Here is a 13,255-nt window from a genome sequence, read left to right as displayed (position 1 = left end):
TTTCCTTTATCTGTTTTAAATTGAATATAAGTTACTGGTCGTTCGTTATGAGCTCAGGCTTTTAGCTTTTAGCTTTTAGCAATTAACCTTTAGCCTTTAGCCTTTGATCATCCGTTATGCTAATAAAAGTGCTTGCAAGTCAGCGAGAGACTTAACTTGATAGTGAGGGTTAATACCCGCTGGCGTTGCCTTTTCTTGGCTGTTTAACCAACAAGTTTCAATGCCAAAATCGAGTCCGCCTAGAATATCAGAATGTGGGTTATCCCCGACCATTAATACTCTTTGCTTTGATGGCAATCCAACCAACTTATGCGCATATTCAAAAATCTCCGCATCCGGTTTCGCTACCCCAACCTCTTCAGAAATAATCACGTGGTCAAAGTAATCCGTCATTCCGGTGCGTTCTAACCGGATAGACTGAAGCTCAGTAAAACCGTTAGTAATGATGCCCATGTTCACTTTGCCTTTTAAAGACTCCATCAACTCTTGCGCGCCCGGTAACAAAGAACAGATATCCGCCATCGCCATTAAGAATGCACTGTTTAAAGCAGCCGTTGTTGTTTCTAGCTTTTCAGCCCAGCTTTCGAAGCGCGTGTGTTTCAGTTGGTCTGCGGTAATGCGACCATCTTGATAATCGACCCAAAGTGGCAAATTAACTTTTTGATAAGCTGAATAATCTTGCTCGCTGAAATCCACACCAAAACGAGAAAACATCAGCTTCATTCCTTGAAAAGCATCAAAGTGGAACAAGGTTTCATCCGCATCAAAGAATATCCAATCGTACTTCATTTTATTTCCTACTATTCGCGCTGTTGAGCTATGTCTATCTTTAAATCGTCCTTGGCGCAAAGGCCAGATGTTCATTCTACTACCAATTTTGTGAGCCTGAATATAGTTCTAATAATTTATAGAAAACAAGCCACAAGTCATGATGTATCGCAAATTTTGCCACATATTAAACCAATACCATACAAGAAATACACTTATGTACCAGGAGGTACTATGAAGCACTTTTTACCATCGTCTGTCATGCTCACCCCTTTTCTTGTCAAACACTGTGATGAGGAGCCAGAAGACACGCTTGATTCTGAAGAGTCACAAGAGCCTCACATTGAATGCAGTAATGACTCAGATAAAAAGTCGACACAAGCCTAACTAGGAAGATTTCAATAAAAAACCTTATTTTTCATTGTTATAGGGAACCATTCACTCTTAGTAGAGTCAATTTATTACTATCTATTACTGACAAAGAACTCAACCGAAAACCATGAAAACGATTGCTATATGAGCCCTATCACAACGACTAGCCACAAAGTAGTAGTTCGGAATCAAAGTTGTTCCAGATCAATGGTCGACCACTTGAATGCCGACAACATGTAGGAAATTAAAAATCATAATTAACGGAGTTTTCCAATGTCTACTGCATTTTACATCCCTACAATCAACTTCATGGGTACTGGCTGTTTGAAAGATGCTGCTGATAGCATCCAATCTCAAGGCTTTAAAAAAGGTCTGATCGTAACGGATAAGATCCTGAATCAAATTGGCGTAGTTAAGCAGGTACAAGATCTTCTTAGCCAGCGTGGCGTAGACGCAGTTGTATTCGACGGCACTCAACCAAACCCAACCATCACTAACGTAAACGATGGTCTAGAATTGCTGACAGACAACGATTGTGACTTTGTTGTTTCTCTAGGTGGCGGTTCTCCGCACGACTGTGCAAAAGGCATCGCTCTGGTTGCTTCAAACGGCGGCACGATTGCTGATTACGAAGGCGTAGACCAGTCTGAAAAGCCAATGATGCCATTGATTGCTATCAACACGACAGCAGGTACAGCATCTGAAATGACGCGCTTCTGCATCATTACTGATGAAGCTCGCCACATCAAGATGGCTATTGTTGATAAGCACACAACACCACTTATCTCAGTAAACGATCCTGAGTTAATGCTTGCTAAACCGGCATCATTAACTGCTGCAACAGGTATGGACGCGTTAACGCACGCAATCGAAGCTTATGTTTCTATCGCAGCAACGCCAATTACAGATGCTGTAGCAATTAAAGCAATCGAACTTGTTCAAGCACACCTAAGAACAGCAGTAGCGCACGGCGAAGACATTGAAGCTCGTGAGCAAATGGCTTACGCACAGTTCATGGCAGGTATGGCTTTCAACAACGCTTCGCTGGGTTACGTTCACGCAATGGCGCACCAACTGGGTGGTTTCTACGACCTTCCACACGGTGTATGTAACGCTATCTTGCTTCCACACGTTCAACGCTACAACGCGCAAGTTTGCCCAGAGCGTCTACGTGATGTTGCAAAAGCAATGGGTGTGAATGTTGAAGGTATGACAGCAGAGCAAGGCGCAGAAGCGGCCATCAACGCGATTGTTCAACTAGCAAACGACGTGAATATCCCAACAGGTATCGCTCAACTTGGTGCGAAGCTAGAAGATATCCCGACTCTGTCTGATAACGCACTGAAAGACGCTTGTGGCTTCACTAACCCTAAACAAGCGACACACGAAGAGATCTCAGCGATCTTCGAAGCGGCAATGTAATCTAGATACTAAGCTCTATTGACCTTTCGCGGTTAAATGTTGCTCTAGAAATAAATCAATATATACACAAACGGGCTCACTTTCTGAGCCCGTTTTCTTTTATCTACCCAACCCTTTCAGACCTTCGCCTTCAGCACGAACCACCAGCGACTAACCATAAAAAAGTCGCGTTGTTTAAATTGCTTAGTTATAGTCAAACTATTGATATATATAATGACAAACAGGTTCCATTGAGTCTTAGGATAATTAGCACCTCATTACTGGCATCATTCCTTACATACTCCGCTCAGGCAGAGGAACAAAACGAATGCCACAGTAAGCCCTTAGAAAACGTGCCTGTCGAAAAAGCCTACCACTTCCTGAACAGTAAGTTTTGCCAACCTGCACTTTGGTTTGACAATTTCTTTGTCGATGATCGCATTACCGAAGATGCAAGAGCTGGTACTTCCGTCCGTTGGTACAACGATTTCATTTACTCCGAGGGTGGCAAAGTAGATTACTCCACAAAACTTAAAGCACGTTTACACCTTCCTTTTGTGAGCAAGCGTCTGAAATTAATATATGAATCTGTCAGTGATGAAGAATTCTTAGATTTTTTCCCTAACGACTCAGAAGAATTAGAAAGTGCATTAGGTTTACGCTATGACGCTTATGCAAAAGGCTATAGTAGCTTCAATATAAAAGCGACTTTACGTCCACGAATTGAAGCCCGCTACCGTTTTACTTACCCTTTGACCACAGATGCTGTGTTCAGATTCACTCAGCGTGTTTACCAAGAAAAACAGAAAACTGGAGAGATCACAGATATCGACTTTGATCTTTCACTAAATGATAATTTCTTGGCTCGATGGTCAAACTTTGCAGGTTATAACGATGACTTAAAAGGATGGGAATATGGCTCAGGCTTGACCTTATATCATTACCTTTCTCAAGATCAAGCTCTGCAATATAGCGCGACTATCACAGCAACCAATGAACCTTACAACCATTATGAATACTCACAAGTGTCGATTACTTACCGGGAAAACGTTTGGAAAGAGTGGTTATTTTATGAACTTATCCCTCGCTACCAATGGGAGCGCGAGCCTTATGAGAAACACATTGAAGAAGCCAATATCACGCTTAGGTTAGAAGTTTTGTTCAATAACGTTTAATCCTTAACTCCCTTATAAATTCACAGATCAGAGAACCAAAAGAAGCACATCATTGCGATGTGCTTCTTAATTAGAAATAACAAACGTAGCTGTAGGAATTAACCTTTATAATTTCTTACTCGTGCGGCTTCCGCTTCGCGTTTGTCGACAACCGTTTTACCGATTGGCGCCAATGAGATAACCGCTAACTTAAGGTGCTGAATCGCAAACGGAATACCGATGATGGTAATGAAACACGCCACGGCTGACATGATGTGACCGATTGCTAACCAAATACCCGCAAATAAAAACCAAATGATGTTACCAATAACACCTAGCGGGCTAGTGCCGATGTCCATTTCATTGGTCAGTTCATCACGCGAAATCGCTTCCTGACCAAATGGGAAGAATGAGAAGTTACCCATTACAAAACACGCTCTACCCCATGGAATACCAACGATGGTAAGGAATGCGAGCAGCCCGAAGAACCACCAAGCTAATCCCATAAATACGCCACCGAACAGAAACCAAATGATGTTTCCTATTGTTTTCATTCTGTATTCTCCAAATCTTTGAATGCTGTTTATTTCATATGCCAAGTAAGGCAATACTTGTTCTGATAGGTTCATTATTGTTGAACCTTTATGAACCGTTTATGAATCACTTACATTTTATGTGATTGATACACACCATGAAACGCCAAATCTACGTAGGGCTCATCGATTTTATTTGATACCATGCTCTTAGATTGTTAATACCACAAAGCTAAACAGCTACAATTATTACAACTACAACTACAACTACAACGAATTGAAGGCCGAATTTATGAATAACACTGAGCAACCTAAAAAGAAAATGAAAAACTGGGTGCCAATCGTCTTCTTCGGACTTCTCAGCACGGTGCCTGTGTTCATGTTTTTAGTCGATGTGTACATCAACCAGTATATGTAACAAACCCCACCACCCTCTCGGCGTAAATGAATACAGGAAGCATGTCCTGTATTCATCTCAGTTAACTCACTTCTGCTGTAATCAATTCAACTCTTCGTTAATCAAATCAGCTCTTCATTAATAAAATCTAGAATGTCTATCAACTCATGATCAGGCAAATTTAATAAGTTATCACCAACATACCATTCAATCTTGCATTGGTTTGGCAACTCACTGATCGCTGGGTTTCCTATCCAAATTTTGTGTTTCTTCGCTATGTTGTCTCTCACAATAACCCCATCTTCATAGCTCACAGGCAAATAAAGGTGGAGCATGTTAACCTGCGGTTGCTGCGGGTTGACCGTGAACTGAGGATAATCTTGTAATATTTGATAAACCTGTTTGGTGCGTTCATATAAAGCAGGCATCAGTTCTAATCGCTCATCAAACTGCATTGCTGCTGAAACCACATAAGGCGTTCGGTGATAAACATTGCCGCCTTGACGCTTCATCCACGCAGATGCTTTCTCCACAAAGGCTTTATCACCCAGTAAAAGTGAACCACCGAGGCCGTTCAGCCCCTTGTAAAGCGAAACATAGGCACTATCAAAACCCTTGGCAATCTCGCTGTATGGCTTTTGGTAATACGCACCACATTCCCACAAACGCGCACCGTCCATGTGAAGGTGGATCGATTGTTCTTTGCAGTACTGCTTGATCGCTTCAAGCTCGTCCCATTCAGGTAATTGGCCGCCAATTTCACGCATAGGCAGTTCATACAAAGCGGCTGCAATCTCATCAGGCCACGCTTTTAAATCATCAACATTCCAAGTGCGAAATACGTTACCAACTGGAAGTATATTGAAGCGGTTTTGGAGCTGATACCCTTGGCGTTCATGACGCATAATATGACTCGACTCATGCATCGCCACTACTGGATTTCTTTTCTCTTGGCACGCAATTTCTAACGCTGTCGGTTGGTTCATGGTGCCAGTAATAACAAACACAGCAGCTTCATAACCTAGCAATTCCGCGACTTTGCTTTCGAAGCTCTCGATAAACTCACCATCGCCGTAGCTATCATGACTCACATTATGTTTCTCACACCATTCAGCCATCTGAGCGAATGTTTGTGCTGGAGTCGGTTCTAGGTGACCGGAAAGCAACAAATCACATTGTTGACGCAAGTCCATGCTCATAGTTTTTCCTTTATTCATTGTTGTTCTATGTAGGGGTATTGAATCATTTACGTTACCGGCCAACGGTGACATAAAATGCCCATATTCGCTTTTAGTATTCGTGAATAATTAGTTTTACTCAGTCATCGGCAATTTGTGCCGGAAATACTCAAATTGACTGATGTTTTGTATAATTAGGCACCTAAAAACACACGCATCTAAATAGATATGTATGGGCTAATTCGTTGTTGTTCAACCGTTCTTCTATTATTGTATATCTATAATTCCAATAAATATTATTCGCTAATGGATAAAGAGGGCTATATGTCGAAAAATCGAGTCTTGGTGCTATTCGCCCACCCTTCTCAGCATCGCTCTGAAGCTAACAAACCCTTATTTGAACAAGCCAAACGCATTAACGGGGTTACCTGTGTCGACCTCTATGCTGAGTATCCAACATTTAAGATCAACATCGACCGTGAACAGAAACGCTTGTTGGACCATGACATTATCATTTTTCAATTCCCACTATATTGGTACTCAACACCTGCGATTCTTAAAGAATGGCAAGACCTTGTTCTCGAATATGGCTTTGCCTACGGTACCGACGGGAATGAACTGCAAGGAAAAAGCTTGTTATGCAGTATCACCGCTGGCGGTAAGAAAGATGCTTATCAAACTGATGGCTATAACCATTTCACCATACGTGAACTGCTTCACCCAATCGAACAAACCGCTTCTTTGTGCGGTATGAACTACTTGGCTCCATTGGCTTTGTTTGGTTCACGTACTGCGTTGGAAGAAGGCCGAATTCAAGAGCACATAAATAGTTATAAAGTGCTTTTAGAAGCTTTTGTTGATGGCCAAGTCGACCTTAAAAAAGCAAGTAAGGCTGAAAAGCTAAACCATTACGTTGATGAACTGATGAGCAGGGGTTAAATCATGACAGGATATTTTCTACAAGCATTTATCTATCTGCTCGCCGCAGTCATCGCGGTTCCTATAGCAAAAAGGCTTGGCCTCGGTTCTGTGCTTGGTTACCTCATTGCCGGTGTTGTGATTGGTCCAATTATCGGCTTGGTCGGCGAAGAGACCACAACCATTCAACACTTTGCCGAATTCGGCGTGGTTATGATGTTGTTCTTAGTTGGGCTTGAGCTTGAACCTAAAATGCTTTGGACAATGAGAAACCGCCTAATGGGTCTAGGTGGTCTGCAAGTTGGCGGCACTACCGCGATAGTAATGGGTATTGCTCTGTTCTTTGGACAACCTTGGACGATCGCACTCACTATCGGTTTGATCTTCGCCCTGTCATCAACCGCGATTGTTCTACAAACATTCAATGAAAAAGGGTTATCCAAAACTGAAGGTGGCAAGAACGCTTTCTCGGTTCTGTTGTTCCAAGATATTGCCGTCATCCCTATGCTGGCATTCATTCCTTTATTAGCGTTACCAGAATTAATCGAAGCGGCACAAAGCGCGGTCGCTTCAGCTTCTGATCACCATGAAGAGTTAAGTCTCGTTGCGGGCCTACCCGGTTGGGCTTATGGCCTCGTGATCACTGCATCTATTGCGATTGTTGTTGTCGGTGGACACTTCTTGAGTCGTCCACTGTTCCGCTTTGTTGCAAGCTCAGGCCTGCGTGAAATCTTTACTGCAACCGCGTTAATGTTGGTTATTGGTATTGCAGCACTAATGAGCCTAGTCGGCCTATCACCTGCTTTGGGAACTTTCCTTGCGGGTGTGGTATTGGCTAACAGTGAGTTTCGCCACGAACTTGAGTCTAATATCGACCCGTTCAAAGGGCTACTACTTGGCTTGTTCTTTATTACCGTAGGTGCAGGAATCAACTTTGATGTTCTATTCAACGACTTTGGTTTAATCATTGGCCTCACCCTTGGCGTTATGCTACTTAAAGCCTTGGTGCTATTTATACTGGCGCTAATCTTTAAAATAAAAAATAGCGACCGATGGTTGTTTACGTTGAGCTTGGCGCAAGCTGGTGAATTCGGTTTTGTCCTACTGAGCTTTTCATCCCAAAACCATGTACTGCCAGCCGATATTGTTCAAACACTGTCGCTGGTTGTTGCACTTTCCATGTTCCTAACGCCAGGGTTATTCATTCTATTTGATAAAGTGATACTTCCTCGTTACGAGCAAAAGTCTAACGATCGTGAAGAAGATACTATCGAAGAGAAAGGCACCGTTATCATTGCAGGTATTGGCCGATTTGGTCAGATAGTTAACCGCTTGTTGGTGTCTAATGATGTCAATACTGTGGTATTGGATCACCAAGCTAATCAAGTAGACTTACTACGTTCAATCAACATCAAATCTTACTTTGGTGATGCGACTCGTCATGACTTATTGCATACCGCAGGTATCGAAGAAGCCGCGATGTTGGTAGTGGCTATCGATAATCAAGATTCTAGCGTCGAATTAGTTCAATACGTAAAACACACGTATCCAAAGGTGAAAATCTTGGCACGCGCATTTGACCGTGGTCATAGCTATCGCTTAAGAGAAGCTGGCGCCGATTTTGTGGAATCAGAAACGTACCACTCCGCACTTGAAATGGGCGCACAAGCCTTGCGCGCTCTTGGACATCACCCATTCTTCGTTGAACAACAAAAATCAACGTATCAACGTGTTGAAAGTCGTAAGTCTGAAAAGCTCTACCAAGCTTGGTCTGAAGCGGAAGAGAACCCGCGCTATGACAACAACTACCGACAAATCTTCATTCACCTAGAAGAAGCAATGAAAGAAGATATGAAGAAAGACCGTTCAGACAAGCACACTCGCTCCGAACGTGGTTGGACACCACCGCCGAAAGGCTATGCTGATGGATTTGAAGAAGATGAATCCTAGGTAATCATTCCAAACGTATCAAAAAGCGGCTCTTAAGCCGCTTTTCTTTATTTTCCCCTCAACAAAACCACCTATGACTGCTAATCATTAGTCCTGATGCAGGTAATCTCACCAATTTATGTGATCCACTTATAATTTTTCATTTCTCTTAACTACGCAAAAACGAGTTCATTTCTTACATTTTTGAAACATTCAAACCCCACATAAACCATGCTATAAAAGCGGATATTTATGCGTTCACTCTATTCTAAAGGCTACCAACGCATTTTATAGCGACCATTTTCTAAGGGTTGAATTGTATTGCATATATCAAAAACCAACGGAAGCACCATTTCAGAATAATTCACCACACCAATAACTTACGCTGTGAATTCACAAATCACAGCCAGTAAAATTAACATAAGCATTTCAAAATATGTCTATGGTTACAATTTGTAACGAATGGCAGTTGTAGGTATAGTCCTGCACTTCAAAAAGTGAGGCGTTTGCGCTCACCTTAAAGGAGATATAATAATGATCACTAATGATGCCGTAATTATGGGCATGTTAGCTGTTATTCTTGGCGGTGTATTTATCACGGAAAGTAGCCAAAACAGCGCACTAAAAAAATTCTACTCGTTCGTTCCGGGTCTATTACTCTGTTACTTCGTTCCTTCGCTACTAAACAGCTTTGGCATCATTGATGCTTCAAACTCGAAGCTATACTTTGTAGCAAGCCGCTACCTACTACCAAGTTCACTCGTTCTACTGATCATCTCAGCAGATCTACGTAAAATCTTTGGCCTTGGTTCAAAAGCCGTCATCATGTTCCTAACTGGTACTGTAGGCATTATTATCGGTGGCCCACTGGCTATCTTGATCATCGACCAAATTAACCCTGACCTTGTATCTGGTGACGTATGGCGCGGCCTAACAACCGTTGCTGGCTCTTGGATTGGTGGCGGTGCGAACCAAGCAGCAATGAAAGAAGTGTTCGAGGTTGATGATCAACTCTTCTCTGCGATGATTACGGTTGATGTTATCTGTGCGAACATTTGGATGGCCGTGTTACTTATCATGGCAGGTCGTCAGAAGAAAATTGATGCATGGCTAAAAGCGGATACTTCATCTATTGAAGAACTAAAAGAGACCGTTTCTAAATACCAAGAAGAGAACGCTCGCCCAACAACCACAACCGATCTCATGAAGATTACGGGAATTGCGTTCGGTCTTACAGGTTTGGCTCACTTATTCAGTGACATGATTGCACCGTGGATCTCAACCAACGCTCCAGAGCTTGCGAAATACAGCCTAACATCTGGTTTTTTCTGGTTGATCGTAATGGTAACGACGTTTGCGCTCATCGCTTCATGCTTCAAATCAACACGCAGCCTTGAGCACAGCGGCGCATCAAAAGTAGGTTCAGCATTCATCTACATTCTAGTTGCAACCATAGGTATGCAAATGGATGTGACGGCTATCTTAGACAATCCAGGTTACTTCTTCATTGGTATCACATGGTTAACTATCCACGCCATTCTAATGATTGTGATGGCGAAGCTTATCCGTGCACCACTGTTCTTCATGGCTGTCGGTAGCCAAGCTAACGTTGGCGGCGCTGCATCGGCCCCTATCGTAGCAGCTGCGTTCCACCCTGCATTAGCGCCAGTAGGCATCCTAATGGCGGTATTGGGCTACGCACTAGGTACATACGGTGCCTATATCTGTGGTCTCATCATGCAGGTTGCTGCGGGCTAAGAAGCCTAGAAACAAAAACTAAATAGGCGACTGAACTTTGATCATGTCGCCCTTTTTTTATGCTTATTTTTATGTGTTGTTACAAGCGTTTCTAAAAGCGCAAACACATTTCAAAGTGGGACAGATACAAAAAAGGCGACAGTGAAAACTGTCGCCTTTCTATTATCTTGTTACTCAGCTAAAGCTTATTCCCAATCAAGGATTACTTTACCTGACATACCAGAGCGCATCATGTCGAAGCCTTTCTGGAAGTCGTCCACTTTGTAGTGGTGAGTAATGATTGGTGTTAGATCTAGACCTGATTGAATCAAGCTTGCCATCTTGTACCAAGTTTCAAACATCTCACGACCGTAGATACCTTTGATAACCAGGCCTTTGAAGATTACTTGGTTCCAATCTACTGCCATATCTGATGGTGGAATTCCTAGTAGAGAGATCTTACCGCCGTGGTTCATGTTAGTTAGCATGCTGTTGAACGCAGATGGGTTACCAGACATTTCTAGGCCTACATCGAAGCCTTCAGTCATGCCAAGGTCAGCCATTACGTCTTCAAGCTTCTCTTCCATCACGTTTACTGCGCGAGTTACACCCATTTGACGAGCAAGATCTAGGCGGTATTCGTTTACATCAGTAATTACTACGTGACGCGCACCAACGTGCTTAGCAACAGCAGCAGCCATGATACCGATTGGACCAGCACCCGTGATTAGCACGTCTTCGCCTACTAGGTCGAAAGAAAGCGCTGTGTGTACTGCATTACCAAACGGGTCAAAGATTGATGCTAGATCGTCAGAGATTTCTGCAGGGATCTTAAACGCGTTGAACGCTGGGATCACAAGGAACTCAGAGAACGCACCAGTGCGGTTTACACCAACACCTGTTGTGTTACGACAAAGGTGAGTACGGCCGCCACGACAGTTACGACAGTGACCACATGTGATATGGCCTTCGCCAGATACACGGTCGCCGATTTCAAAACCACGAACTTCTTGGCCGATGCCAACAACTTCACCCACGTATTCGTGACCTACTACCATAGGTACTGGGATTGTATTTTGTGACCACTCATCCCAGTTGTAGATATGTACGTCTGTACCACAAATTGCGGTTTTCTTAATACGGATAAGAAGATCATTATGACCCATTTCAGGTTTTTCAACCTCGGTCATCCAAATGCCTTCTTCAGGCTTAAGTTTAGAAAGTGCTTTAATTTTCATAATGTTATCCAGTTCATCTCGCCTAACTGTAAGGCGAGAATCAAAATCTTATTGTTATCTATGTTCTGTTAGCTGTTGGTTTTATCAAACAGCAAGAATTAGATGATAGCCATGTCTTTACCAACTTGGATGAACGCATCAATTGCACGATCCAGTTGCTCACGAGAGTGTGCAGCAGACATTTGCGTACGGATACGAGCTTGGCCTTTTGGTACTACTGGGAAAGAGAAACCTACTACGTAGATGCCTTTCTCTAGTGCACGTTCTGCGAATTCAGCCGCTACTTTTGCATCACCTAGCATGATTGGGATGATTGCGTGATCGGCACCGCCCATAGTGAAACCAGCTGCTTCCATACGAGTACGGAAGTGAGCAGAGTTTTCCCATAGTTGAGTACGTAGGTCGCCAGATTCCGCTAGAAGATCTAGAACACGAATAGACGCAGATACGATTGCTGGTGCAACAGAGTTAGAGAATAGGTATGGACGAGAACGCTGACGTAGCCAGTCGATCACTTCTTTCTTACCAGAAGTGTAACCGCCTGAAGCGCCACCCATTGCTTTACCAAGCGTACCTGTGATGATGTCGATACGGTCTACAACATTGTGGAACTCGTGAGTACCTGCGCCGTTTTCGCCCATGAAGCCAACTGCGTGAGAGTCATCAACCATCACTAGTGCGCCGTACTTGTCAGCAAGATCACAAATAGCAGGAAGGTTAGCAACTACGCCGTCCATTGAGAACACACCGTCAGTTACGATAAGCGTGTGACGAGCGCCCGCTTCTTTAGCTGCGATAAGTTGTTGCTCTAGCTCTTCCATATTGTTATTCGAGTAACGGAAGCGCATTGCTTTACACAAACGAACACCATCGATGATAGATGCGTGGTTTAGAGCGTCAGAGATGATTGCGTCTTCTTTGCCTAGAATCGTTTCGAATAGGCCAGCGTTTGCATCAAAACAAGATGTGTAAAGAATAGTGTCTTCTTTACCAAGGAACGTAGATAGCTTTTGCTCTAGTTCTTTGTGAGAGTCTTGAGTACCACAGATGAAACGTACTGAAGCCATACCAAAACCGTGCTGATCCATACCATCTTTAGCAGCTTCGATAAGAGCAGGATGGTTAGCAAGACCTAAGTAGTTGTTTGCACAGAAGTTTAGCACTTCTTCACCCGTCGAGATAGAAACCGCTGCTTTTTGAGCAGAAGTGATAATGCGCTCAGACTTGTAAAGACCTTCTTCTTTAACTTCTTCGATTTGAGTTTGAATCTGTTGGTAAAATGCAGAAGACATTGTCTATTCCTTCCTAGTTATTATTCAGCAGCATCGCGCGCCGCATTATGTAGGGGATGTAAACGATTTCAATTCGATCATTTACACTGTAAAACTTATACCTCTATTCTAGTTGAACATCCCCCTTTCGATTATCCCTCTACTTGGAAAAACATTAATGAATCACAGGCACTAATTGATTTTCATTTTTTGATTCTAGTCACACATCCCACCAAATTACGCTCTCCTTTTGGCACTAGGTGTTAGGTCAATAACTTAGTCTGGTCAGTTGTTCAATGAGGCTCTGTCTATGCTTTGCGCACTTGTTTATATCAACCAAAAGTAAATGCGAACACTGA

General features: G+C 43.0%; 12 protein-coding genes. 7 read left to right on the top strand and 5 right to left on the bottom strand.

The genetic code is table 11. From position 1 onward, the window contains the following. Positions 1–114: 114 nt before the first annotated feature. On the bottom strand, positions 115–789 hold the full coding sequence (gene yjjG, locus BCU75_RS04550) for a pyrimidine 5'-nucleotidase (RefSeq protein ID WP_076673350.1): 675 nt from the start codon (positions 787–789) through the stop codon (positions 115–117). A gap of 213 nt (positions 790–1,002) precedes the next feature. On the opposite strand from yjjG, the gene BCU75_RS24345 reads away from it, so the two are divergent. From BCU75_RS24345 to BCU75_RS04540, 3 genes are all read left to right on the top strand, one after another. Then, positions 1,003–1,155 (top strand): hypothetical protein, encoded by a 153-nt coding sequence (locus tag BCU75_RS24345; protein ID WP_198593394.1) that lies wholly within the window; start codon positions 1,003–1,005, stop codon positions 1,153–1,155. 258 nt (positions 1,156–1,413) lie between these two features. Then, the gene (yiaY, locus tag BCU75_RS04545) at positions 1,414–2,562 is read left to right on the top strand and encodes an L-threonine dehydrogenase (RefSeq protein ID WP_076673347.1); all 1,149 of its coding nucleotides are present in this window, start codon (positions 1,414–1,416) and stop codon (positions 2,560–2,562) included. 230 nt (positions 2,563–2,792) lie between these two features. After that, a complete protein-coding gene (locus tag BCU75_RS04540) occupies positions 2,793–3,716 on the top strand; it encodes a hypothetical protein (protein ID WP_102473045.1) in 924 nt (307 codons plus the stop codon). A 98-nt stretch (positions 3,717–3,814) separates the two neighbouring features. Here the strand turns inward: BCU75_RS04540 and BCU75_RS04535 are convergent, their stop codons facing one another. Beyond that, the gene (locus BCU75_RS04535) at positions 3,815–4,249 is read right to left on the bottom strand and encodes a YccF domain-containing protein (RefSeq protein WP_032544929.1); all 435 of its coding nucleotides are present in this window, start codon (positions 4,247–4,249) and stop codon (positions 3,815–3,817) included. A gap of 271 nt (positions 4,250–4,520) precedes the next feature. Here BCU75_RS04535 and BCU75_RS24670 point away from each other — a divergent pair, with 271 nt between their 5' ends. Beyond that, positions 4,521–4,646, top strand: coding sequence for a hypothetical protein (locus BCU75_RS24670; RefSeq protein WP_017060906.1), 126 nt, complete (start codon positions 4,521–4,523; stop codon positions 4,644–4,646). 101 nt (positions 4,647–4,747) lie between these two features. Here BCU75_RS24670 and BCU75_RS04530 read toward each other — a convergent pair whose 3' ends face one another. Beyond that, a complete protein-coding gene (locus tag BCU75_RS04530; RefSeq protein ID WP_102473044.1) occupies positions 4,748–5,824 on the bottom strand; it encodes a threonine aldolase family protein in 1,077 nt (358 codons plus the stop codon). A 303-nt stretch (positions 5,825–6,127) separates the two neighbouring features. On the opposite strand from BCU75_RS04530, the gene BCU75_RS04525 reads away from it, so the two are divergent. From BCU75_RS04525 to BCU75_RS04515, 3 genes are all read left to right on the top strand, one after another. Then, positions 6,128–6,742: an NAD(P)H-dependent oxidoreductase gene (locus BCU75_RS04525; protein WP_102473043.1), complete on the top strand. Its 615-nt coding sequence runs from the start codon at positions 6,128–6,130 to the stop codon at positions 6,740–6,742. A gap of 3 nt (positions 6,743–6,745) precedes the next feature. Then, positions 6,746–8,671, top strand: a complete 1,926-nt coding sequence (locus BCU75_RS04520; protein WP_102473042.1) for a monovalent cation:proton antiporter-2 (CPA2) family protein — start codon at positions 6,746–6,748, stop codon at positions 8,669–8,671. 513 nt (positions 8,672–9,184) lie between these two features. After that, positions 9,185–10,408 (top strand): DUF819 domain-containing protein, encoded by a 1,224-nt coding sequence (locus BCU75_RS04515; RefSeq protein WP_102473041.1) that lies wholly within the window; start codon positions 9,185–9,187, stop codon positions 10,406–10,408. A gap of 185 nt (positions 10,409–10,593) precedes the next feature. On the opposite strand, the gene tdh is transcribed toward BCU75_RS04515, so the two are convergent. Next, entirely contained in the window at positions 10,594–11,625 is a 1,032-nt protein-coding gene (tdh, locus tag BCU75_RS04510) for an L-threonine 3-dehydrogenase (protein WP_004730216.1), read from the bottom strand. A 98-nt stretch (positions 11,626–11,723) separates the two neighbouring features. After that, positions 11,724–12,917: a glycine C-acetyltransferase gene (locus tag BCU75_RS04505; protein ID WP_017059545.1), complete on the bottom strand. Its 1,194-nt coding sequence runs from the start codon at positions 12,915–12,917 to the stop codon at positions 11,724–11,726. Positions 12,918–13,255: the final 338 nt, after the last annotated feature.

Source organism: Vibrio splendidus (assembly GCF_002873455.1).
GTDB classification, from domain to species: Bacteria; Pseudomonadota; Gammaproteobacteria; order Enterobacterales; family Vibrionaceae; genus Vibrio; species Vibrio splendidus_J.
The sequence above is the reverse complement of the archived record's forward strand: the minus strand, read 5'-3'. Positions and strand labels throughout refer to the sequence as shown.